General features: G+C 64.9%; 19 protein-coding genes, 1 tRNA gene and 2 pseudogenes. 16 read left to right on the forward strand and 6 right to left on the reverse strand.

The genetic code is table 11. The features are described 5' to 3' along the window. The first annotated feature begins 2 nt into the window (after positions 1–2). The 10 genes from LG661_RS12425 (at position 3) to LG661_RS12470 (ending at position 9,838) form a co-directional block, all read left to right on the forward strand. Positions 3–587 (forward strand): helix-turn-helix domain-containing protein, encoded by a 585-nt coding sequence (locus LG661_RS12425; RefSeq protein ID WP_268995456.1) that lies wholly within the window; start codon positions 3–5, stop codon positions 585–587. 175 nt (positions 588–762) lie between these two features. Next, positions 763–2,400: a cytochrome-c oxidase, cbb3-type subunit I gene (gene ccoN / locus LG661_RS12430; protein ID WP_230532244.1), complete on the forward strand. Its 1,638-nt coding sequence runs from the start codon at positions 763–765 to the stop codon at positions 2,398–2,400. 11 nt (positions 2,401–2,411) lie between these two features. After that, positions 2,412–3,146, forward strand: coding sequence for a cytochrome-c oxidase, cbb3-type subunit II (gene ccoO / locus LG661_RS12435; protein ID WP_230532220.1), 735 nt, complete (start codon positions 2,412–2,414; stop codon positions 3,144–3,146). 12 nt (positions 3,147–3,158) lie between these two features. Further along, complete coding sequence (locus tag LG661_RS12440; protein WP_230532221.1) at positions 3,159–3,314, forward strand: cbb3-type cytochrome c oxidase subunit 3; 156 nt, start codon at positions 3,159–3,161, stop codon at positions 3,312–3,314. A 4-nt stretch (positions 3,315–3,318) separates the two neighbouring features. Next, positions 3,319–4,203 (forward strand): cytochrome-c oxidase, cbb3-type subunit III, encoded by an 885-nt coding sequence (gene ccoP, locus LG661_RS12445; protein WP_230532222.1) that lies wholly within the window; start codon positions 3,319–3,321, stop codon positions 4,201–4,203. Positions 4,204–4,345: 142 nt separating this feature from the next. Then, positions 4,346–5,815 (forward strand): cytochrome c oxidase accessory protein CcoG, encoded by a 1,470-nt coding sequence (gene ccoG / locus LG661_RS12450; RefSeq protein ID WP_230532223.1) that lies wholly within the window; start codon positions 4,346–4,348, stop codon positions 5,813–5,815. Positions 5,816–5,829: 14 nt separating this feature from the next. After that, positions 5,830–6,327 (forward strand): FixH family protein, encoded by a 498-nt coding sequence (locus LG661_RS12455; RefSeq protein ID WP_230532224.1) that lies wholly within the window; start codon positions 5,830–5,832, stop codon positions 6,325–6,327. 13 nt (positions 6,328–6,340) lie between these two features. After that, complete coding sequence (locus LG661_RS12460) at positions 6,341–8,572, forward strand: heavy metal translocating P-type ATPase (protein ID WP_230532225.1); 2,232 nt, start codon at positions 6,341–6,343, stop codon at positions 8,570–8,572. Between the two features lie 4 nt (positions 8,573–8,576). Beyond that, complete coding sequence (ccoS, locus tag LG661_RS12465) at positions 8,577–8,726, forward strand: cbb3-type cytochrome oxidase assembly protein CcoS (protein WP_230532226.1); 150 nt, start codon at positions 8,577–8,579, stop codon at positions 8,724–8,726. Continuing rightward, complete coding sequence (locus tag LG661_RS12470; RefSeq protein ID WP_230532227.1) at positions 8,723–9,838, forward strand: hypothetical protein; 1,116 nt, start codon at positions 8,723–8,725, stop codon at positions 9,836–9,838. Before ccoS ends, LG661_RS12470 begins: the two co-directional genes overlap by 4 nt. Positions 9,839–9,927: 89 nt before the next feature. Here LG661_RS12470 and LG661_RS12475 read toward each other — a convergent pair. From LG661_RS12475 to galE, 3 genes and pseudogenes are all read right to left on the reverse strand, one after another. Further along, positions 9,928–10,686: pseudogene (locus tag LG661_RS12475) on the reverse strand (methyl-accepting chemotaxis protein); the annotation flags it as partial. A 322-nt stretch (positions 10,687–11,008) separates the two neighbouring features. Then, a pseudogene (locus LG661_RS12480) lies at positions 11,009–11,746 on the reverse strand (cache domain-containing protein); the annotation flags it as partial. A gap of 262 nt (positions 11,747–12,008) precedes the next feature. Next, on the reverse strand, positions 12,009–13,001 hold the full coding sequence (gene galE, locus LG661_RS12485) for a UDP-glucose 4-epimerase GalE (RefSeq protein ID WP_230532228.1): 993 nt from the start codon (positions 12,999–13,001) through the stop codon (positions 12,009–12,011). Positions 13,002–13,121: 120 nt separating this feature from the next. Here galE and LG661_RS12490 point away from each other — a divergent pair, with 120 nt between their 5' ends. The 5 genes from LG661_RS12490 to LG661_RS12510 all read left to right on the forward strand — a co-directional run bounded on the left by LG661_RS12490 (position 13,122) and on the right by LG661_RS12510 (position 19,723). Further along, positions 13,122–13,427 carry a hypothetical protein gene (locus LG661_RS12490; RefSeq protein ID WP_230532229.1) on the forward strand — a complete coding sequence of 102 codons (306 nt, stop codon included), beginning with the start codon at positions 13,122–13,124 and terminating at the stop codon, positions 13,425–13,427. A gap of 209 nt (positions 13,428–13,636) precedes the next feature. Beyond that, positions 13,637–14,530, forward strand: a complete 894-nt coding sequence (ku, locus tag LG661_RS12495) for a non-homologous end joining protein Ku (protein ID WP_230532230.1) — start codon at positions 13,637–13,639, stop codon at positions 14,528–14,530. A 16-nt stretch (positions 14,531–14,546) separates the two neighbouring features. After that, positions 14,547–17,138 carry a DNA ligase D gene (gene ligD, locus LG661_RS12500; protein ID WP_322098863.1) on the forward strand — a complete coding sequence of 864 codons (2,592 nt, stop codon included), beginning with the start codon at positions 14,547–14,549 and terminating at the stop codon, positions 17,136–17,138. Positions 17,139–17,312: 174 nt separating this feature from the next. Continuing rightward, on the forward strand, positions 17,313–17,597 hold the full coding sequence (locus LG661_RS12505; RefSeq protein WP_230532231.1) for a DUF6894 family protein: 285 nt from the start codon (positions 17,313–17,315) through the stop codon (positions 17,595–17,597). 233 nt (positions 17,598–17,830) lie between these two features. Continuing rightward, positions 17,831–19,723 carry an adenylate/guanylate cyclase domain-containing protein gene (locus tag LG661_RS12510; RefSeq protein ID WP_230532232.1) on the forward strand — a complete coding sequence of 631 codons (1,893 nt, stop codon included), beginning with the start codon at positions 17,831–17,833 and terminating at the stop codon, positions 19,721–19,723. Here the strand turns inward: LG661_RS12510 and LG661_RS12515 are convergent. Further along, the gene (locus tag LG661_RS12515; RefSeq protein ID WP_230532233.1) at positions 19,720–20,172 is read right to left on the reverse strand and encodes a YHS domain-containing (seleno)protein; all 453 of its coding nucleotides are present in this window, start codon (positions 20,170–20,172) and stop codon (positions 19,720–19,722) included. The two genes, LG661_RS12510 and LG661_RS12515, sit on opposite strands and share 4 nt — an antisense overlap. A 748-nt stretch (positions 20,173–20,920) precedes the next feature. Here LG661_RS12515 and LG661_RS12520 point away from each other — a divergent pair. Then, complete coding sequence (locus tag LG661_RS12520) at positions 20,921–22,621, forward strand: tetratricopeptide repeat protein (protein ID WP_230532234.1); 1,701 nt, start codon at positions 20,921–20,923, stop codon at positions 22,619–22,621. A 159-nt stretch (positions 22,622–22,780) separates the two neighbouring features. Here LG661_RS12520 and LG661_RS12525 read toward each other — a convergent pair. Beyond that, a tRNA-Phe gene (locus LG661_RS12525) sits at positions 22,781–22,856 on the reverse strand. Positions 22,857–22,960: 104 nt separating this feature from the next. Next, on the reverse strand, positions 22,961–23,161 hold the full coding sequence (yacG, locus tag LG661_RS12530; protein WP_230532235.1) for a DNA gyrase inhibitor YacG: 201 nt from the start codon (positions 23,159–23,161) through the stop codon (positions 22,961–22,963). Positions 23,162–23,170 lie beyond the last annotated feature (9 nt).

A 23,170-nucleotide genomic window follows, 5' to 3' on the forward strand; every position in this document is an offset into this window, starting at 1 on the left:
CCATCAAGGTCCCGGCCAAGACGACGCTCTTCACCCAGGAGGAGCCGGCCGGTTCCGTCTTCAACATCGGCGAGGGCGTGGTACGCCTCTATAAGCTCCTGCCCGACGGACGGCGGCAGATCGTCGGCTTCGCGCTCGCGGGCGACTTTCTGGGCCTTGCCCTCCTCGACCGCTACGGCGTCTCGGCGGATACGGTGACGGACGCCAAGGTCTGCCGCTTCGACCGACGGGTCTTCACCGGCTATATGGATGGAAGGCCGCATCTCCTGCGCCGCCTGCATGAGCTCACCAGCCACGAGCTGAGCCTCGCCCAGGAGCAGATGGTGGTGCTGGGACGCCGCTCGGCGGAGGAGCGGCTCGCCGTGTTCCTCATGAGCCTGCTCAAGCGCTTCACCCGGCTCGGCCAGGGTTCGATTACCCTGCCCCTTCCCATGAGTCGCCAGGATATCGCCGACTTCCTGGGTCTGACCATCGAGACCGTCAGCCGCACCTTCACGAAGCTTGCCAAGAATCGCACCATCATCGTGGTGCCGGACGGCGTGCGCCTGGTCGACCGGGCGCGCCTGGAGGCGCTTGCGGCCGGGTGATTTGCCTTTGCTTTCCCCTAAAGGGCAAGGGCTCCGCCGCTCCCGATTGATTTGCATCAATGCCCCTGCCTTGACCGGGCCGTAGAGCCGTCTGTCGAGGGCAAAGCTCAATGCCTTGCCCCTCTTGAGAAGGTTAAGGCCCATGGCTTACGCGGCAGCAGCCCCACATAAATCTATGACACTCGGCGAGGCGGGCTCCGCCATCGCCTTTGCAGCCCTTGCTCTCCTGAGCATCATCATCGCGGCGAAAGCCTACACGCCGGAATATGCGTTTCACGCCTATCTCTTTGCCGCCGGCAGCGTCGCGGCCGTGTTCGCGATCGTGAACCGCTATTACGAGCGCCCCGCCGAGCTTCCGCCGCTGACCATCGACGGCAAGCCCAACTACAATATGGGGCCGGTGAAGTTCGGCACCATCGCCTCCGTGTTCTGGGGCATTGCAGGCTTCACCATCGGGCTTCTGATCGCTCTGCAGCTGGCCTTCCCGGCGCTGAACTTCGACACGGCGTGGCTCTCCTTCGGGCGCATGCGGCCGCTGCACACCTCCGCGGTGATCTTCGCCTTCGGCGGCAACGTGCTGATCGCGTCCTCGTTCTATGTCGTGCAGCGCACCTGCCGCGCCCGCCTCGTGGGCGATCTCACGCCATGGTTCGTGGTGCTGGGCTACAACTTCTTCATCGTGATCGCGGGCACGGGCTATCTGCTCGGCATCACCCAGGGCAAGGAATACGCCGAGCCCGAGTGGTACGCCGACCTGTGGCTGACCGTGGTCTGGGTCGCCTACTTTCTCGTGTTCCTCGGCACCATCATGCGCCGCAAGGAGCAGCACATCTATGTGGCCAACTGGTTCTACATCGCCTTCATCCTGACCATCGCGGTCCTGCACCTCGGCAACAACGCGACGATCCCCGTCTCGATCTTCTCGCCGAAGAGCTACATCGTGTGGTCGGGCGTGCAGGATGCGCTGGTGCAGTGGTGGTACGGCCACAACGCGGTCGGCTTCTTCCTCACCGCCGGCTTCCTCGCCATCATGTACTACTTCATCCCGAAGCGGGCCGAGCGGCCGGTCTATTCCTACCGCCTCTCGATCATCCACTTCTGGGCGCTGATCTTCCTCTACATCTGGGCCGGTCCCCACCACCTGCACTACACCGCCCTGCCCGACTGGGCGCAGACGCTGGGCATGACCTTCTCGATCATGCTGTGGATGCCCTCCTGGGGCGGCATGATCAACGGCCTGATGACGCTCTCGGGCGCCTGGGACAAGCTCCGCACGGATCCGGTGCTGCGCATGATGGTCGTGTCGGTCGCCTTCTACGGCATGTCGACCTTCGAAGGCCCGCTCATGTCCGTGAAGGCCGTGAACTCCCTGTCGCACTACACCGACTGGACCATCGGACACGTCCATTCCGGCGCGCTCGGCTGGGTCGCCTACATCTCCTTCGGCGCGCTCTACTGCCTCGTTCCGTGGCTGTGGAACAAGGAGCGCCTCTACTCGATGAAGGCCGTCTCCTGGCACTTCTGGATCTCGACCCTCGGCATCGTCCTGTACATCTCGTCGATGTGGGTCGCGGGCATCCTGCAGGGCCTCATGTGGCGCGCCTACACCGCCCTCGGCTTCCTTGAGTACTCGTTCATCGAGACGGTCGAGGCGATGCACCCCTTCTATGTCATCCGTGCGCTCGGCGGCGCCCTCTTCGTGGCCGGCAGCCTGATCATGGCGTGGAACGTCTGGAAGACGATCACCGCCGGTGAGGACGTCCGGGAACAGCTCCCGCAAGCCACGCAGCCGGTCCTCGTGGCTGCGGAATAAAGGAAACGACCATGTCACTCTGGTCCCGTCACAAGATCTTCGAGACGAACTCGATCGTCCTCGTCATCGGCGTGCTGATCGTCATCGCCATCGGCGGTCTCGTGGAGATCGTTCCGCTCTTCTACCTGAAGAGCACCATTGAGAAGGTGGAGGGCATCAGGCCCTACACCCCCCTCGAGCTCGCCGGCCGCAACATCTACGTGCGCGAGGGCTGCTACAACTGCCACAGCCAGATGGTGCGTCCGCTGCGCGACGAGGTCGAGCGCTACGGCCACTACTCCCTGGCGGCCGAGAGCATGTACGACCGGCCCTTCCAGTGGGGCTCCAAGCGCACCGGTCCCGATCTCGCCCGTCTCGGCAACAAGTATTCCGACGACTGGCATCGCGATCACCTGAAGGATCCCCGCGCCCTGGTGCCCGGCTCCATCATGCCGAGCTACCCCTGGCTCGAGCAGAACGAGCTCGACCTTACCAAGATCACGCAGGACATGAAGGTGCAGGCCACCCTCGGCGTGCCCTACACCCCCGACATGATCGAGAAGGCCGCAAGCGACGTGCTCACCCAGGCGAGCGCGGACGATCCGAACAGCGTCGACCTCGCCAAGCGCTATCCGAAGGCTCAATCGCGCACCTTCGGCGGCAACCCGCGGAAGGTGACCGAAGCCGACGCCCTGATCGCCTATCTGCAGATGCTCGGCACTCAGGTCGACTTCAAGCTCTACGACAACAAGGCCAACGTGCGCTGAGGACGACAAGCCATGCCAGCCACCTACAAGTTCTTCGCCGAATTCGCCCAGACCTGGGGGCTTCTCTACTTCGTCGCCGTCTTCCTGGCGGTGCTGATCTATGCCCTCGCTCCCTCGCGGAAGAACCGCTTCGACGCGGCAGCCCGCATGCCTCTCCAGGAGGATTGATCCCATGGCCCACGAGACACAAGGCCCCGTCGACTCCGTCACCGGAGTCACCATGACCGGGCACAGCTGGGACGACATCCAGGAGCTCAACAATCCGCTGCCGCGCTGGTGGCTGCGGACCTTCTACGCCACAATCATCTGGGCGGTCGCCTATTTCGTGGCCTATCCCGCCTGGCCGCTGGTCTCGTCCTACACCAAGGGCGTTCTCGGCTGGCAGTCACGCGAGGCCGTCGAGGTCGATCTCGCGGCGCTGAAGACCCAGCGCTCCGGCATGACGGCGAAGCTCGCCGAGGCCTCGCTCGAGGACATCCGGCAGAACCCGGAGGTGTTCTCCTTCGCACTGGCCCAGGGCAAGGCCGCCTTCGGCGACAACTGCGCCCCCTGCCACGGTGCTGGCGGCGGCGGAGCCAAGGGCTATCCCAACCTGAACGACGACGACTGGCTCTGGGGCGGCTCGCTCGCCCAGGTCGAGCAGACGATCCGTCATGGCGCCCGCTCGACGAGCGACGAGGGCCATCAGGGCTCGATGCCGGCTTTCGGTCGCGACGGCCTCCTCCAGCGCGAGCAGATCTCGCATGTGGCGGACTACGTGCGCTCCCTTTCGGGCCTGCCCGTGGACAAGGCCGCCAAGCTCGATGAGGGCGCCAAGGTCTATGCCGAGAACTGCGCCGCCTGCCACGGCGATACCGGCCTGGGCAACATGGAGACGGGCGCACCGAACCTGTCGGATAAGATCTGGCTCTTCGGCTCCGACAAAGCCGCCATCGTGGAGGGCCTGACGAACGGCCGCGGCGGCGTGATGCCGGCCTGGCATGGACGCCTCGATGACACCACGATCAAGGCACTGACCCTCTACGTGCACTCCCTCGGCGGCGGTCAGCAGCAGTAGGACTGCGACCGAACGCCCGATACACCGATCAACCTGCGGCCGGAGTCTCCCTCCGGCCGCAGGTTGACCCAAATCAAGGCAAAAGCTCAGCCCTTCCTCTATTCCGGCATCATCCCTGTTCGAGATGATCGCGACGGATTCGATGGCTGACGCCCCCCTCTCCCACCCTGCTTCGGCACCTGCGCCGGCTCAAGCCGACGACACTCCCCTGTACGTCCCGCGCAAGAAGATCTACCCGCAGGCAGTGAAGGGACGTTTCCGCACGACCAAATGGATCGTCCTCGCCGTCACCCTCGGGCTCTATTATTTCCTCCCCTTCCTGCGCTGGGACCGCGGTCCGAACGCCCCGGACCAGGCCATTCTGCTAGATCTCGCCAATGGCCGTTTCTATTTCTTCTTCATCGAGATCTGGCCGCAGGAGGTCTACTACCTCACGGGCCTTCTGGTGCTTGCCTCACTCGTTCTCTTCCTCATGAATGCGGTCGCGGGCCGCGTCTGGTGCGGCTATCTCTGCCCGCAGACCGTCTGGACCGATCTCTTCTACGCCGTCGAGCGCCTCATCGAGGGCGACCGGCGCGAGCGGATGCGCAAGGCCAAGGAGAAATGGAGCCTTGAGACTATCGCACAGAGGACGCTCAAGCACTCCATCCGGCTGATGATCGCCTGGTGGACCGGCGGCGCCTGGGTTCTCTACTTCGCCGATGCTCCGACCCTCGTCTACGAGCTGGCGACCTTTCAGGGTCCGCCCCTGGCCTATATCTGGATCGGCATTCTCACCTTCACGACCTATGTGCTCGCCGGCTTCATGCGCGAGCAGGTCTGCACCTATATGTGCCCCTGGCCGCGCATCCAGGCGGCGCTTACGGACGAGTACGCCCTCAACGTCACCTATCGCTACGACCGGGGCGAGCCGCGCGGCTCGATGAAGAAGAACGAGGTCCTTAAGAAGCAAGGGCTTCCGGCGGGCGACTGCATCGACTGCGACCAGTGCGTGGCCGTGTGCCCCACCGGCGTCGACATCCGCAAGGGCCTGCAGCTGGACTGCATCCAGTGCGGCCTGTGCATCGACGCCTGCAATACGGTGATGACCAAGATCGGCCGCCCGGAAGGCCTCATCGCCTACGACACGGACATGAACGTCCAGGTGCGCATGGAAGGCAAGCCGGAGGTGCGCCGCGTCGTCCGCCCGCGCACCGTCCTCTACGCCGGTCTCATCGTGCTCGCCGGCGCCATCATGCTCACCGCGCTCGCCATGCGCACCAATGTCGGCCTCAGCGTCATGCACGACCGCAACCCGCTCTTCGTGCGCCTGTCGGACGGCTCGATCCGCAACGGCTTCACCATCCGTGTGGCGAACAAGACCCTGGACGAGCGCCGCTACGCCCTCACCGTCGAAGGTCTGCCCGAGGCGAAGCTCGACATCGTGGGCGGCGAGATCGACCAGCAGGGCCGCGCGGTCGTCACCGTCGGACCGGACCAGACCCTGGAGGCCCGCATCCTCGTGACCGGAGGCGAGACGACCCCGCCCGCCTCCACGGACCTCCATTTCACCATCACCGACCTTGAAAGCGGCGAGACCGCCGGTGCGAACGACCACTTCAAGGCACCCTGACAAGGATGACGTCGATGCAAACCACCACCGCTTCGGGCCGCGCCCCCCGCCAGATCACCGGACGTGCGGTCCTGTTCTGCTTCATCGCCTTCTTCGGCACCGTCTTCGCCATGAACTTCTTCATGGTCCGCATGGCCCTTTCGAGCTTCAGCGGCGTCGAGACGGAGAGCGCCTACAAGGCAGGCCTGTCCTTCAAGAACGACGTAGCGGCAGCCCAGGCGCAGGATGCCCGCCACTGGGCCGTCGAGGCGCTCGTCCAGCGCGGCGACAACGCCAGCGTCACCATTACGGCCCGCGACGCGCAAGCCCGCCCGCTGGCCGGCCTCACGCCCGAGGTGCGCCTCGCCCACCCCACCGACAAGCGCCGCGGTGTCGCGCTCGAATTCGTCGAACTGACCTCCGGCCAGTACCGGAGCCTTACGCCCCTGCCGGAAGGCCGGTGGGACCTCGTGATCGGCCTGAAGCGGGAGGCGGAGACCGTCTTCCGCTCCAAGAGCCGTGTTTTGCTCTAAGGATTTCCTTGTAATGGCCGAGACCCTCGACCTCTCCGTTTTCGTGAAGCGCCAGGACGACGGCACGGCGCATCTCGACCTCGCCATCGAGGGGATCGACTGCGCCGCCTGCATCGACGAGATCGAGGGCGGCCTGTGCCGCCTGCCGGGCGTCGTGGATGCGCGGCTCAACTATACCAATCATCGCCTCGCGGTGGAATGGAGGGACGGGCAGGTCTCGCCCGCCAAAGTGATCGAGGAGCTGCAGCGCCTCGGCTACCGGGCGCATCCCTTCCAGTCGCGCCTGGTCGAGGAGGAGGAGGCCCGCCGCGCGCAATGGCTCCTGAAATGCCTTGCGGTCGCGGGCTTCGCCTCCATGAACATCATGCTGCTCGCGGTCTCCGTCTGGTCCGGCAACGTGACCGACATCACGCCGGAGACCCGCGACTTCTTCCACTGGCTCGCCGCCCTCATCGCCCTGCCGTCGGTCGCCTATGCGGGCCAGCCTTTCTTCCAGAGCGCCATGGGTGCGCTCCGCAACGGGCGCACCAACATGGACGTGCCCATCGTCATCGGCATCCTGCTGGCGCTCACCATGTCTGTGGTCGAGACCATCAACTCCGCCGAGCACACCTATTTCGACTCCGTCGTGATGCTGCTCTTCTTCCTGCTCTGCGGCCGCTTTATCGACCAGGCCATGCGCCGCAAGACGCGGGCGGTGGCGAGCAACCTCGCCTCGCTCAAGGCCGAGGTGGCGCACCGGATCGAGGAGAACGGGGAACTCGCGCTCGTGCCGACCGCCGCGATCAAGGCGGGCGACCGGATTCTCGTGCGTCCGGGCGAGCGCATCGCCATCGACGGCACGGTGCTCTCCGGCGCATCGGAAGTGGACGAGAGCCTTGTGACGGGCGAAACCACTCACCGGGCGGTGGATGCCGGAGCCCAGGTCTATGCGGGCAGCCTCAACTACAACGGCACCCTGACCCTGAACGTCACCGCCGCCGGCAAGGGCACCCTGCTCGACGAGGTGGAGCGCCTGCTGGAAAGCGCCGCCACTGCGAAATCCCGCTATGTGCAGCTCGCGGACCGGGTGGCGAGGGGCTATGCGCCGGTGGTGCACACGGCAGCGGCGCTCACCGCCATCGCCTGGATCGCCTCCGGCGCCTCCGTGCACGGTGCGATCATCACGGCGATTGCGGTCCTCATCATCACCTGCCCCTGCGCGCTGGCGCTGGCGGTTCCCGTCGTGCAGGTGGTGGCCTCGGGCGCGCTCTTCCGCGCCAATGTCTTCCTCAATTCCGGCGATGCGCTGGAGCGCCTGGCCGAAGTGGACACGGTCGTCTTCGACAAGACCGGCACCCTGACCCTGCCCACCATGAGCGTGGTCAATGCGGGCGAGATCGCGCCGGACCTGCTGGAAGCGGCCGCCCGCCTCGCGCTTTCGAGCCACCATCCCCTGGCGGCCGCCGTGGCGGACAAGGCCCGCGACCGCCGTCCCTACGACGGCGCAGTCGAGGAGCCGGGCCAGGGCGTGCGCACCATCATGGACGGCATCGAGATGCGCCTCGGCAGCCCAGCCTTCTGCGGCGCGGAGGAGATGGCCCGCGATGCGGTGAAGGGCGACCCGACCTCCTCGGCCATCGCCTTCGCCTGGGGCGAGAGGCGCGCCGTCCTTCTCGTCCGGCAGGCCCTGCGCCCCGATGCGGTCGCGGTGGTCAGGAACCTGCGCGAGAGCGGCTTCGACTGCCGCATTCTCTCCGGCGACCGGGCGGAGGCCGTGGCACCCATCGCCCAGGCTCTCGGGATCGAGATGTGGCGCGGCGGCTGCAAGCCAGCCCACAAGATCGCGATGCTCGATGCCCTGAAGGCCGAAGGCCGCAAGGTGCTCATGGTCGGCGACGGGCTCAACGACGCTCCCGCTCTCGCCGCGGCTCATGTCTCCCTCTCGCCCATCAGCGCCGCCGACCTCACCCAGGCCCAGGCCGATGCGGTGTTCCTCGGCGACAGGCTGGAGCCCGTGCGCGAGACCATCGCCATCGCCCGCCGCGCGCATAGGCTGATGCGGCAGAACCTCGGGATCGCGCTGGTCTATAACCTGTTCGCGGTGCCGCTGGCCTTCTTCGGCTATGTCACGCCCCTCGTTGCGGCGCTCGCCATGTCGGGCTCCTCGACCATCGTCACCCTCAACGCCCTGCGCGCACGGGGCCGGGCTCCCGCCAAGGAAGCGGAAGCCGCTCAAGGCGCGCCCGCCGTGCAAGGAGCCTGATCCCATGGAAGTGCTGATCTATCTCGTTCCCATCGCCCTGATGCTGGGCCTCACGGGGCTCGCCGCCTTCATGTGGTCGATCAAGAACGGCCAGTATGACGATGTGCAGGGGGCAGCGGTACGCGTCCTCTCCGACGACGATCTGCGGAAATGACCGCCTCCTCCGCCATGCCCCGGGCCGGGCGGCTCGACTGCGTCTGCGAGCCGGGCGCGCTCGGGGAAGGCGCGGCCGACCGCGGCGGAGTTGCGCTCCTCGCCATCGCCTTTGCCCTGTCGATCCTCTCGCAGGTGCTGACCTTGAGCATCCTGCCGCTCGCGGGCCTCTCGTTCGCCCCGAGCAAGAGCCTCGCGATGCTCCCCTTCGCCGCCTTCTATGCGGGCGCGGCGCTGGCAAGCCTTCCGGCCTCCCTCCTCCTCGATTCCTTCGGCCGCCGAGCTGCCTTCTCGCTCGGCGCAAGCCTCGGGACCGCGGGCGGAATGGTCCTCGTCTGGGCGCTCATGCGGATGCATTTCGGAGCGCTTGCCCTCGGGGCCTTCTGGCTCGGCATCGCCAGCGGCTTCAGCCTGTTCTATCGTCATGCCGCCGTGCCCATGGGCGGCGGCTCCAGGAGCGCCGTTCTCGCCGTCTTCGGCGCAGGCACCCTCGCCGCCATCATCGCTCCGACCCTGGCCGACAAGGCTGAACTCCTGGCCGCGCCGCATGCCTTCGTCGGCATGGCGGTTGTGACATCTCTCGCCTATGTCCTGTCCCTTGCCGCCACCGCCGCCCTGCCCTCCCGCCGCTTCCGCGAGAACCTGGACGCGGCCAGGAGCTTGAAGGGCTGGCGAAAGGTCCTCCTCCCCACCGCTATCGGCGCACTGGCCTGGTTCGCCATGACCGGCCTCATGGGCGCAACCCCCGTCGCCATGGTCGGCTGCGGCCTCTCAGGCGCGGTCGCCGGCACTGTCGCCTGGCACGTGGTGTCGATGTACGCCCCCTCGCTCGGCCTCGCGCTCCTGCCCAACGCGGCCCGTCCCTTCCCGATGGTCTCCGTCGGCAGCCTTCTCCTGGCTGCAGGCATCGTGATCTTCGCCTTGTCGAGTCAGGTCGAGGGCTTCTCGGCCGCGGCGGCTTTCCTTGGGATCGGCTGGTCGCTCACCACCATCGGTACGACCCTGTGGGTCCACCGGGACGGTACGCCCTCCCGATGGCTCCTCGGTTTCCATGACGCCGCTCTGCTCCTTGCGGCTCTCTTCGGAGCATTGGCGGCAAGCGCCTTCGTTTAAGCCCCTGGAAATGCCAGCCCATATCGCTCTCTGATGAAAACGGCCTCGGGTGGAACCGAGGCCGCTCTTCAACCCCGCATGCCGACGGCTCAGGCAGCCTTGACGCCGGAGAGGAAGTCCGCGACCTCGCGGCCGAGATCCTCGGAGTGGCGCGCCAGCTCCTGGGCCGCGCCCAGAACCTGGGCTGCGGCGGATCCGGTCTCGCCGGCGCCGCGGCGGACCTCGCCGATGCTGCCGGTCACCGCTTCCGTGCCGCGCGCCGCCTCCTGCACATTGCGCGAGATCTCCCGCGTCGCCGCGCCCTGCTCCTCGATGGCGGCCGCGATGCCGGTCGAAATCTGCGCCATCGCGCCGATGGTCTGCGCGATCTCCTGAATGGCTCCGACCACGTCCTGTGTCGCCTGCTGCACGGAGGCGATCTGGGTTCCGATCTCCTCGGTCGCCTTGGCGGTCTGGTTGGCCAGCTCCTTGACCTCGCTCGCGACAACGGCGAAGCCCTTGCCGGCCTCGCCCGCACGCGCCGCCTCGATGGTGGCGTTGAGCGCGAGCAGGTTTGTCTGGCCGGCGATGGTGTTGATGAGCGCAATCACGTTGCCGATCCGCTCGGCCGTCTCGGCCAGCGCCTGAACGGTGGCATTGGTGCGCTGGGCGCCCTCAACCGCCTGGTTGGCGATCTGGGACGACTGCGTCACCTGAGAAGCGATCTCCTGGATCGAGATCGACATCTCTTCCGTTGCCGCGGCCACCGTCTGCACGTTGGCCGAGGTCTGCTCGGCGGCGGAGGCCACCTGCACCGACTGATGGTTGGTCTGGTCGGCAATCCCCGTCATCGACTGGGCGGTGGCTTCNTGCCGCGGCCACCGTCTGCACGTTGGCCGAGGTCTGCTCGGCGGCGGAGGCCACCTGCACCGACTGATGGTTGGTCTGGTCGGCAATCCCCGTCATCGACTGGGCGGTGGCTTCCATCTCGGTGGCCGCGCTGGAGAGGCCTTGCGTCAGAGCCGAGACGTTCATCTCGAAGCGCTTGGTCAGCTCGTCGAGCCTTTGCGCCCGGCGCATCTTGGCGTCGGCCTCGAGAGCCGCTTCCTCATCCGCCTGCTTCTTTGCGATCAGCGCATCCTTGAAGACCTGGACGGTTCGCGCCATGGCGCCGATCTCGTCCCGGCGCGACGTTCCGTCCACAGCGACTTCGAGGCGACCATCCGCCAGCGCCCCCATGCTGTCCGCCAGCTTGCCGATAGGCTTGGAGATGCTGCGCCCGAGGAAGAAGGCAACGAACAGGAGCACCACGGCGGAAGCCATGACGATGATGAGGAAGAGGTTGCGTTCCTCGGCAGCGATGACGGCCAGATCGTCCACGTAGACGCCGGTCGAGAGGACCCAGCCCCACTTCTCGAACGGAGCCGAATAGGTCAGCTTGGGAGACGGCTGCTTCTGGTTCGGTCTTGGCCAGAGATAAGCCACGAAACCGCCGCCGCGCTTTCCGGCCTCAACCATGCCCCTGGTGAACAATGTGCCGTTCGGGTCCTTGAGGGCCGACAGATCCTTCCCTTCCAGCGACCTGTCGAAGGGGTGCATCAAGTTGACGACATTGTAGTCAAAGATGAAGAAGTACTCCGACCCATTGTATCGCACGGCTCGGATTACGTTCGAGGCTTGTTTCTTCGCTTCTTCTTCGGTCATTTCGCCTTTTCTGGCTCGAGCTTCGAAATCTGCGACGATGCTGATTGCAGCTTCCGTCAGGCTCCTGAGTTCCGCCTGTTTGCGCTCGGTCAGCAAGCTCGAGATCGTGAAAGAGCCGTAGATCGCAAGGGCGGCCAGAGCCACGATTCCCGCCAGAACAGCAGTATAGAAACGCCCGGTTACGTTCCAGAGTTGCATATTTCGCAGAAATTTAAGTCGAAACATTGTTTTCCCCCATAGACGGGGCAATTAAACACTTCAAAGTTAAAGAATTTCGCAAATTCCGCTTTAAAGTCGCTGCAACCAACGGCATTAGACTATAGCTACATTGAGCATATATTCATACTATCGCTCGGGCAGCGCAGTCTGCTCAGGTAGTCGCGTGACAAGAGAATATGCCGATCTGCTCCGAACGCCCCGTGTCCGGCGAGGCATGCCGATCTCAGGGCTGCCTCGCCCGGCCGTCATTGCGCGACCGTCTGGCCTTTCAGAGCTTGAGGTTCCGCTCCCGCAGGTGGCTTTCCCAGCGGAGCGTGTGATCGACGATGGTCGAGAGATCGTCATAGCGCGGCTCCCAACCCATCCGGGCGCGGATTCGGCTCGAATCCGCCACGATGGTCGCCGGATCGCCTGCCCGGCGTGGAGCCTGCCGCGCATCGACAGGGCGTCCCGAGACCTTGCGCACGGTCTCGATGACCTCGGAAACCGAATAGCCGTGGCCGTAGCCGCAGTTCACGACCGTGCTCTCGTTGCCCTCGTTCAGATATTTCAGCGCCTGCATGTGTGCGGAGATCAGGTCCGTCACGTGGATGTAGTCACGGATGCAGGTCCCGTCCTGGGTCTGATAATCCGATCCGTAGATTTCCATGTGGGGCCGCATGCCGAGCGCCGTCTGGACCGCCACCTTGATGAGGTGGGTCGCATTGGCGGTCGACTGGCCGTGGCGCATGGCCGGATCGGCGCCCGCAACGTTGAAATAGCGCAGCACCACGTAGCGCATGTCATGGGCCGCTGCGACATCGCGCAGCATCATCTCGGTCAGTAGCTTCGAGGTGCCATAAGGCGACAGGGGATCCAAATGCGCGTCCTCGGCGAGCGGCTTGTCGGACGCGTTGCCGTACACCGCCGCAGTCGAGGAGAAGATGAACTTCTGGACGCCCGCCGCGACCGCCGCGGCCATGAGGGAGCGGCTTTTGACGGTGTTGTTGAGGTAGTAACCGAGAGGATCGGTCACCGATTCCGGCACGATCAGCTTCGCAGCGAAATGGACGATGGCCTCGATATCGTGTTTCCTGAGGGTCTGGAGAACGAGTTCGTAATCGCCCACATCGCCCACGACGACCGGAACGCCATCCGGCACCGACCAGCGGAACCCGGTCGACAGATTGTCGAGCACGACCGGCTTGAACCCTGCATCGAGCAGGGCCAGAACCATATGGCCGCCGATATAGCCGGCCCCTCCGGTAACTAGAACGTTCACGGTATTCCTTTCGAAAGACGCAATCCCATTATCAGAGATCGCCCGGCTGCCGCTAGATTACCGCAACGACCAGCCGGCAGTACTAGCTAGAGTTTCCAAGAGGCGGAAGAAGGAGCAAGGATGGGCCAGCGCACTGAATTCTGGTGGGTCCTCTACAATGCCGAGATCAGGCCGGCCGAGGTGGGCTTCGTCGGCGGCATTCCCTCGCGGATCTGGGTGATCGGAGCCACCGACAGCATTCCCGCTGCGGCTGCCGAACTCCTTGAGCGCCTGCCTGCCCCACCGACTCCGATCTTCAAGCCGGCCGAGCCGCAATCGGTCGCTCCGCCGCCGCAGCGCTCCGGCTCCCTCCTGTGGTTTATCGGCATCCTGCTGCTGATCTTCGTCGTCCAATGCTCGGGTCCGATCTTCGACGCGATCAAGTGACGCAAGCCTGGCCCTGACCGATTCAGGCCGCTCGCCGAACCGAGGGGCCGCACGCGCGAGCCTTCGTCAAGTATTCCAGCCCTTCCCAGAGCCGAAATTGATTCGGAACGACTCGTCTCAGAGTCGCGTTTGAGTCGAACGCGAATCAGTTCGACTCAGAAAAGAATCGAATTGACTCCGCTGGTCGAGTAGTTTTGCAGGAGTTTACTATGGCGCCGCGTGCAAATTGGAAGGGATGCTTGAAGTTATCTCTGGTTTCCTGCGCCGTCGCCCTGTATCCGGCGACCTCCTCATCTGCACGGGTACGCTTCCACACCCTCAACCGGGAGACCGGAAACCGGGTCAAGCGCCAGTTCATCGATGCGGAGACCGGCGAAGTCGTGGAATCCGACCAGCAGGTGAAGGGCTACGAGGTCGGCAAGGGCTCCTTCATCCTCATGGAGGAGGAAGAGCTCGAGGCCGTCCGCATCGAGAGTACGCACACCATCGACATCGAGAGCTTCGTGCCGCGCGACCAGGTGGACGAGCGCTATCTCGACACACCCTACTACATCGCCCCCGACGACAAGGTGGCGCAGGAGGCCTTCGCCGTCATCCGTGACTCCATGCAGGAGAAGGGCCGGGCCGGCGTCGCTCGCGTGGTCATGGCCCGCCGCGAGCGCATGGTTCTCCTGGAGCCTCTGGGCAAGGGGATCCTGGCGACCCTGCTGCGCTATCCTTACGAGGTGCGGGGCGAAGAGGCCTATTTCGAGGATATTCCGGAGCTGAAACTGCCAGCCGAGATGAAAAACCTCGCCGGGCACATCATCGAGACCAAGGCCGCCGATTTCGAGCCCTCCCAGTTCGAGGACCGCTACGAGAAAGCCGTCATCGAGCTCATCCGGTCGAAGCAGGGCGGCAAGGCGCCAAAAGCGCCGGACGCGCCCAAGCCCTCCAACGTCGTCAACCTCATGGAAGCCCTGCGATGCAGCATCGCTGCGGACCGTGGCAAGGGCGCAAGCAAGAAAGCGCCTGCGAAAGCGAGCGCCCGGCGGGCCCCGGCCAAGTCCGCTGCCAAGAAAAGCCGGACGGCAGCGCGCAGTCCCGCCCGCAAGGCGAGCTGATGGGCGAGGTTGAGCCGTGCCGCGTTCAACCGCCAAGCCGACGCCCCCCAAACCCAAGGCCGTGTTGCGGCGGGGCAGCCGCGATGCGGCGCCTCGCTCCGCGCCCCTCGGGGATTATGCGGCCAAGCGAAATTTCGGCGCGACGCCCGAGCCCAAAGCCAGGGCGACGCGCAAGAAGGGCAACCGGTTCTGCATTCAGAAGCATGACGCCCGCCGCCTGCATTTCGACCTCCGGCTCGAACTGGATGGGGTCCTGAAAAGCTGGGCGGTGACGCGGAGCCCGAGCCTTGTGCCGGGCGAGAAGCGGCTTTCGGTCCACACAGAGGACCACCCGCTCGAATATCTCGCCTTCGAAGGGGTGATCCCGAAGGGCGAGTATGGCGGCGGCACGATGATCCTGTGGGATCGGGGCCGCTGGATACCGACGGTCGATCCGCACAAGGGTTATGCCAAGGGCCACCTGGAATTCGAGCTGGAAGGCGAGCGCCTCAAGGGCCGCTGGCATCTGGTGCGGATGCGGGCAAAGCCCCGGGAGAAGAAGGAGCAGTGGCTCCTCATCAAGGCCGACGACGACCATGCCATCGGACCGGGAGACCCGGAGCCCGCGGACATCGAGGCCGCCTCCATTCTCTCCGGCCGGACGAATGCGGATCTCGCCGCTTCCGGCGACGTGCGAACGGATCATGACGGACGCAGGAAGGCCCGCCGAAAGACCGGACCGGCGCCTGATCTTTCCAAGATCCCGGGTGCGCGAAAAGGCCTGCTCAGGCCCTTTGTCGAACCGAGCCTTGCGACACTCGTGGACACGGCGCCCGATGGCGACGAATGGATCCACGAGATTAAGTTCGACGGCTATCGCCTGCAGGGGAGGATCGACGGCGATACGGTGAAGCTCCTCACCCGCAAAGGGCTCGACTGGACCGAGAGATTCAAGCCCATCGCAGATGCCCTTCGGGACCTGAAGCTCGGTTCGGCCCTCATCGACGGCGAACTCGTGGTGGAGGACGAGAGCGGCATCTCGAGCTTTTCGAGCCTCCAGGCCGATCTGAGCGCGGGCCGCACCGACCGGATGACCTTCTACGCCTTCGATCTCCTCTATCTGGGCGGCTACGACCTCACCGGAACGCCTCTCATCGAGCGCAAGACCCTGCTGGCGGGGCTTCTCGACGATCTGCCGTCGGGAGGGGCGCTGCGTTACAGCGCCCATATCGAGAAGAACGGCGACGCCATGGTGCGGCACGCCTGCCGCCTTGGTCTCGAAGGGATCGTCTCGAAGCGCCGCGACCGACCGCATATCGGCGGACGTGGGGCGCATTGGCAGAAGACCAAGTGCAGCGAGCGTCAGGAGTTCGTGATTGCGGGCTATGTCCCCTCCTCCACCTCGCAGAAGGCTGTCGGATCGCTCGTGCTCGGCGTCCACGAGAAGGGCCGGCTCGTTCATGTGGGGCGTGTCGGCACCGGCTTTTCGGCCGCCGTGGCGCGGGACCTTTGGGCGGAGCTCGAACGCCTGAAGCGGCCGGCCTCCCCGTTTCCCGATGCCCTGCCCGACGCCGCCGGCCGCAACGTGCGCTGGGTCAGGCCGGTGCTGGTCGCAGAGGTCGAAGTGCGCGGTTGGACGGCAGACGGAATGCTGCGGCATGCTTCCTTCAAGGGCCTGCGCGAGGACAAGGATCCCAGCGAGGTCGTGCGAGAAACGAGGGCGCAAGCTCCCTCAGGCCCCGACCGGAACGGCCCCCCTGCCCTGGCGCTCACCCATCCCGACCGGGTGTTCTGGCCCGATGCCGGGCTGACCAAGCTGGGATTGGCCGAATACTATGTCGAGATCGCGGACTGGATCCTGCCGCATGTGGTGAACCGGCCGCTTGCCCTGGTGCGCTGCCCCTCCGGCACGGGCGAGACCTGCTTCTTCCAGAAGCATTCCTGGAACGGCATGGGCAAGGCTGTGCGCCGCCGGACCGTATCCGGGGATGAGGTCCTCTTCGTGGAGGACCTCGATGGCCTCGTCGCTCTGGTGCAGTCCGGCGTGCTGGAGATCCATCCCTGGGGCTCCACCCTGCGCGCGGTCGAGAAGCCCGACCGCATCACCATGGATCTCGACCCGGCCGAGGATGTGCCCTGGACGGCGCTGATCGAGGCCGCATTCGAGGTTCGCCAGCGGCTTCGCCATCTCGGGCTCGAAAGCTTCGTCAAGACGACGGGCGGCAAGGGGCTGCATGTGGTCGTCCCCCTGAAGCCGAAGGCCGGTTGGGAGGAGGTGAAGGCCTTTGCGCAGTCCCTTGCCAGCGCAATGGCGACCGACAGCCCCGACCGCTACCTCGCGACCATGGCGAAGCAGGCTCGCAGATCGAAGATCTTCATCGACTACCTGCGCAACGGGCGCGGCGCGACGGCGGTGGCCGCCTATTCGACACGGGCGCGGCCCCGTGCGCCGGTCTCGACGCCGCTGGCCTGGGAGGAGCTTTCGGCGTCGATCCGGCCGAGCCACTTCACCGTCGCCAACCTGCCGACCCGCCTCGCACACCTGAAGTCCGATCCTTGGGCCGACCTCGCCAAGGCCGATCAGGCACTGCCTTCCCCTGCGCCGAAGCGGGGGCGAAAGAGCCGCTAGAGCAGCGTCAAGGCCGCCCCGGATCGATTCAAGACCGTTGAGACCATGTGAATCCGGTGGAGAACGGGGACAAGTCGTTAAACTGTCATGTTCCCTTGATCCCCAAGCCCCAGAACTCGCTCTCGACTCGAAGAGAAAAAACCTAACAGGGTCCGGGGGCGCAGGAGCGATGCAATGCGCCATCATTTTCACTGCACGGATGGCCGGGAGCTGATCCTGGACCTCCGCGGCCGTCCGCTCAGGGCTGACGGCGATGCCCTCAAGCAGGCCGAGGCGGTCGCCCGCCGCCTCATGGCGGAGGTGCTCATCTCCGCCGACTGGTCCCGGTGGCTCGTCTGCGTGCATAACGAGCTTGGCGAGCAGATCGCCGTCGTGCCCTTCCCTCACGCCCGGCGGGTCGCGACCCCGATCATTCCCCTCCGGGAATGGACGCCGACGCTGAACCGTCTTTACTGCTGAGGCCCCTCACCGCGGCGGCTTCTAGCGCATTGCCGGCGGGTTCCTATGCTCCTTCCGCGACAAGACGTTGAAGCAGGTCGCCTATTGAGCGCGGCACCGCCGCAAATGGAACGGACCGTATTCTGATCCGAGCCGCTGGCAATTCACTTCCGGCTCCTGTTCGTCGGTGCCCACCGGAGGCATTCTCCTCTGTAATCACCCGAGAGCTGACCAAGCGGATTGGGAGATGTGCCTTGCCGACGGGCCATCCAGACCGGCGACTGACAGCGATACTGGCGGCCGATATCGCCGGTTACAGCCGTCTCATGGGTAGCGACGAGGAAGGCACGCTGAAGCAACTGAACGAGCTTCGGCGGACCCTTGTGGAGCCTATCATCGCCGAGCACCACGGACGTCTCGTAAAGACCGCCGGCGACGGGATGCTGGTCGAGTTTGCGAGTTCCGTCGAGGCCGTGCGCTGTGCCGTCGAGTTCCAGCGCCGAATGGCGGAGCGCAATGCCGCCACCCCTTCAGAGCGACCCATCGAGTTCCGGATCGGCATCAATGTCGGCGACATCATCGCCGAAGACGACGACATTTTCGGGGATGGGGTGAACGTGGCTGCACGCCTCGAGGGGCTTGCATCCCCTGGGGGCATTTGCGTTTCGAGCCGCGTTCATGAGGATGTCGAGGGCAAGATCGACGTAACCTTCGCCGATATCGGCGAACGGCGCCTCAAGAACATCGCGCGCCCCATCCGCGTCTTTCGATTGCGGCTCGACAGGAGCGAACCGGTCGCCCGCTCCATCCGTCAGGCGATCCTGTTTCCCGCCGCAGCAGCCGTGCTCCTTCTTCTCCTCGCCGCATTGTGGGCTGGGCTGCCGGATCGCCTCGGCCCCCTCGGCAGCTCTGGCCCCGGCGTTCAGTCCGTGAAACCCGCCGAACTTGGCGCAAAGCCTGTTCTCGCCGTTCTCCCATTCGTGAACCAAGGCGAGGACAAGGAGCCGGACTACTTCGCCGATGGTTTGACTCAGGACCTCATAAGCGCCCTCGGCCAGTTCTCCGCAGTGACCGTCATGTCATGGAATGCCGTGGCCCCCTATAAGGAGCGACGTGCGAGACCAGGAGAGATCGGGCAGGCTCTCGGGGTCCGCTATCAGGTTGAGGGGAGCATCCGGCCAACGGACGGCCGGGTGCGGATCGCGGCTCAACTGGTGGACAGGGACGGCCGTGTCCTGTGGTCCTCCCGGTTCGATGAGCCCGTCGAAGGCGTCTTCGTTCTGCAGGATAAGATCACTGCCCAGATTGCCGGTGCGCTCGCCATTGAGGTGGCAGAGATCGAGCAGCGCCGCGTGCTCGCGAAACCGACTGACAATCTCCAGGCCTATGATTACGTGCTGCGGGCACGGCCAGCACTGCAGCGACCGACGCGCTCTAGCATTGTGGAGGCTCGGGCCCTGCTCAGACGCGCCATCGAGCTCGATCCCGGCTACGCCGCTGCGTACTCTGCCCTAGCGGAGACTTATCTCATCAGCACGGCCATGGGTTGGGTGCAATCTCCGGAGGCATTTCTGGCTCGAGCGGAGGACTTGGCGCACAAGGCGCTAAGCCTCGATGCATCGGAGGTTAGAGCCCGCATTGTGCTGGGCCGGGTTCACATTTTTCACCTGCGCTATGAACAGGCGAAGGCGGAGATGGATCAGTCCGTTGCGCTAAACCCGAATGACGCGGACGGCTTGGCCGGCCGCGGTAACATCCTCACGTGGCTCGGGCATACTAAGGCGGCCATCGAAGCCCTGGAGCGGGCCCAGCGCATTAACCCGGAAATGAGCGCCATCGACCGGAACACTCTCAGCCTCGCCTATTATCTCGATGGGCGGTACGCCGCTGCCATAGAGCAGGCGCAGATCAATCTCCGGGAAGCCCTGGGAGCGCAGTTCGGCCATGCCCTGCTGGCAGCCGCCTATGCACAGCAGGAACGGCTGAATGATGCGACCGAAGCAGCCGCCGCGCTGACGCGCGTTGATCCGACATTCGATCCCCAGGGATTCGGCAGCAAGCTAAGGAACCCGTCGGACCTCGCGCACCTGCGCGAAGGTCTTCGCAAGGCCGGGCTCTACGCAACACCTTCGCTCCATCAGCGCTAACGCCGCTGAACCAGTGAACGGTTCCGGTGGGCCTTGGCAATATTTTCGGCCAGGGACTGCTGAAATTGATGCCGCCCCGCAGGTCCCCCGAACACGTAGAGCTTCCCATCGTGAATGAGCCAGCTCTCCGGGTCGGCCTCATAAAGCACGCCCTTGGCGAGCGCCATGGCGCAGAAATTCGCAAATTGCGGCGCATAGCGGGCCGGATTGGCCTCGAAGAGCTCCCGATGCGCGGGACGTGCGAAACGGTAGCGATACTCGTCCCACTCATACTCGATATCCGGCAATCCGCGCATCGGCGCGCCGGCGGTGAAGTAGGCGACCGGATCGTAGCCTTTGATGGCAAGAGGCTTCACATCGGATGCCAGGGGAACCGTAATGAATGCACACGATCCGGCCGCAACAGCGATGAGAAGGCCTATGACATCTCGCCGTGAGGATTTCGACATGGCATCGCTCCCTTGACGGCCCCCACCGAAACCGCGCACCTCCCTGCTGCATCGTTATGAGACTGAGGCGCACACTGGCAGAATGGTACACCCGAAGCCCCAACTTTTCTCTTCACATCTCGGGCAATTTCAAGACGAGCACTTTCTCTGCTGATGGACCAGGAGGCACACCCTCTGCTTGACGTTAAGCTTTTCCATACACGGAGGATTACATGCGCCAAGGACGTGGACGCTTCGGATAGCCGCAGGGCAGTCCGCGAGAGCAGAAACAGCCTCACCGGTGGCTGGGGAGAGCGAACGGGTTTCTACGGCGAGGATCAATGGCCAGCCCGCGTCGACGAGGCTCTGATCGAAGAGCCTGAGCGCAGGGGTGCAGTCGGCCTGCGGATTTCCGGAGCGGACCGAAGGTAGAGCTCTGGCTGCTTCCGACCGAGCAATGAGCGCGACCGGTGACGAACTTGGTACGAAAGGGCACAGGAAACCCGCCGGCATGACTTGGCGGCGACACATCCCACTCGTCAGGCGGCGATAAGAGGAATAGGCTTGCTCCCGACCGGCACATCGAGGGCAGAGATGGAGCTGCTGTGGCCCGGTTTGAGCATGCGCACTCGCCCTCCAGCATCTCCACAGACGGCTTTTTGCGGCCTCGTCTGATCGTTGCGCAGGAACGCGCCTGACCAGTTGCAGCCCGAAAGCCGCTTCTCTCGGCAACGCCGGCGACATCCTGAGCGAGAGGAGGATCTCGATCATGTCCCGCGCACTTCTGCTCCGACAGACATGCCTTGTCGCCCTGCTTTCTTCCGGCATCCTGACGCTTCCCGCAGGGTCCATCGCACAGACGTCGTCTCCATCTCACGGCACCCACGGCGGCGGAGTCGACATGCAAGGCCCCGCGCCCCTCTGGCAGGGTACGGGCTCCATCAGCTTCCCGATCACCACTTCCAGCCCCGACGCTCAGAAGTACTTCGATCAGGGACTTCGGTTCGCCTATGGCTTCAATCATGGGGAAGCGCAGCGCTCGTTCCGCCAAGCCCAAAGCCTCGATCCCAGTTGCGCCATGTGCTACTGGGGCGAAGCGCTTGTGCTCGGGCCCAACATCAACGCGCCGATGAGCGCAGATGCCATCAAGCCCGCCGTCGCCGCCCTCCGCAAGGCACAGGAACTGGCCGACGAGGCCAGTCCGAAGGAACAGGGGCTGATCGGCGCGCTGGCTGCACGCTATGTCGAGGATCCGGCAAGCGACCGAAAGGCTCTGGATCAGGCTTATGCCGAGGTGATGGAGGCCCTCGCCCAGCGCTATCCCGATGATCTGAACATCGCCGTGCTCGCGGCCGAGGCCGCCATGGATACGCAGCCCTGGGATTATTGGCAGGCCGGAGGAAAAGAACCGAAAGGCCGCATGGCCGGAGCGATCCGCCTGCTGGAGAACGCCATCGCGCAGGACCCGAACCACTACGGCGCAATCCATCTCTACATCCACACCGTCGAGGCGTCCGACAATCCTCGCCGTGCAGAGCCGCATGCCGACCGTATGGCAACGTTCGATCTCGCCGGACTCGGGCATCTGGTGCACATGCCCTCGCACATCTACTTCCGGATCGGGCGTTATCGCGACTCCGTCGAAACCAACCAGCGTGCGGTCGAGGCAGACGAGGCATATCTGAGACAGCGCGGAGAGCCCGGTTTCTACGGGGCGATGTACTATCCTCACAACGTACATTTCGTCCTGGCCTCGGCCCAGATGACGGGGGACCGGACGGCGGCCCTGAGCGCTGCGGACAAGCTCGCGAGCCTCATCCCCGATGACACCGCCCGCGCAATGCCGATGGTGGAGCCGATCAAGGCGGCGCCTTACGGGGCCTATGCGATCTATGCCGATTCCGACACGGTGCTCGGATTGCCGGAGCCTCCGGCGGACCTGCCGGTCGTCAGAGCCATGTGGCACCACGCGCGGGGCAACGCATTGGCGGCCAAGGGCGACCTTGCCGGGGCCCGGGCAGAGGCGGAAGCCATCGAGCGGATCGCGGACACGACCGACTTCACGCCGATGAAGGAGGCCGGGATACCGGGAGCGGAAATCGTCCAGATCGCAGGTGAGGTCCTGCTCGGGCGGATCGCCCAGCATGCAGGCGAGGCGGACGCGGCGATCGATCACTTCGAGGAGGCTGCGGCCATCGAAGACGAGATCCCCTATATGGAGCCCCCGTACTGGTATTATCCCGTTCGCCAGTCGCTGGGGGCTGCCCTCCTGCAGGCGGGGCGCCCAGCGGAAGCCGAGGCCGCTTTCCAGGAAGCCCTGCGGAAAGCCCCTGGCAGCGGATGGATCATCTACGGCCTGTCGGAGGCGCAGAAGGCCAATAACGATCAGGCCGGGTCCGAAGCCACGAGGAGCCGGCTCAATGACGTCTGGGTGGGAGACATGGCGCTACTCGACCTCTCCCGTCTCTAGAAGCCGATTGCAAGCGGTCCGCAGCATTCCTACGGGGCTGCGGACCCATTCACGCGACGAGGGCTTAACGCCGCGGCTCGTCGAACAACGGACACCGTCGCTTCGATAGCCGTGAGGGGACGTATCTCGCTCGGGACTGTGATTTTTGGAAGAAAGGAGTGGTGCCCAGGGACGGAGTCGAACCGCCGACACTGCGATTTTCAGTCGCATGCTCTACCAACTGAGCTACCTGGGCATCCGTCGCGGGGCTTCAGCCGTTCGCGTCAGAGGCCGGTTGTATAGTCAGACACGCGGCCCATGTCCAGCACCTTCGGCGACAAAATTTTCTATTGAAACGGGTCAGGCCTCGCGGTCGTCCTCGTCCGGGTCCTCATCCTCCTCGACAGCCGGAATGGCGTAGCTGCCGGAGAGCCAGCGGTTCAGGTCGACATCGGCACAGCGCTTGGAGCAGAAGGGTTTGTAATCCGCCTGGGCAGGCTTTCCGCAGATCGGGCACTTGCCCGAGGAGGCCAGGGGCTTGTTCTCGTTGGCAGGGGTCATCGGGCGCGT

It is taken from the genome of Microvirga roseola, assembly GCF_020866965.1.
Classification (GTDB): Bacteria; Pseudomonadota; Alphaproteobacteria; order Rhizobiales; family Beijerinckiaceae; genus Microvirga; species Microvirga roseola.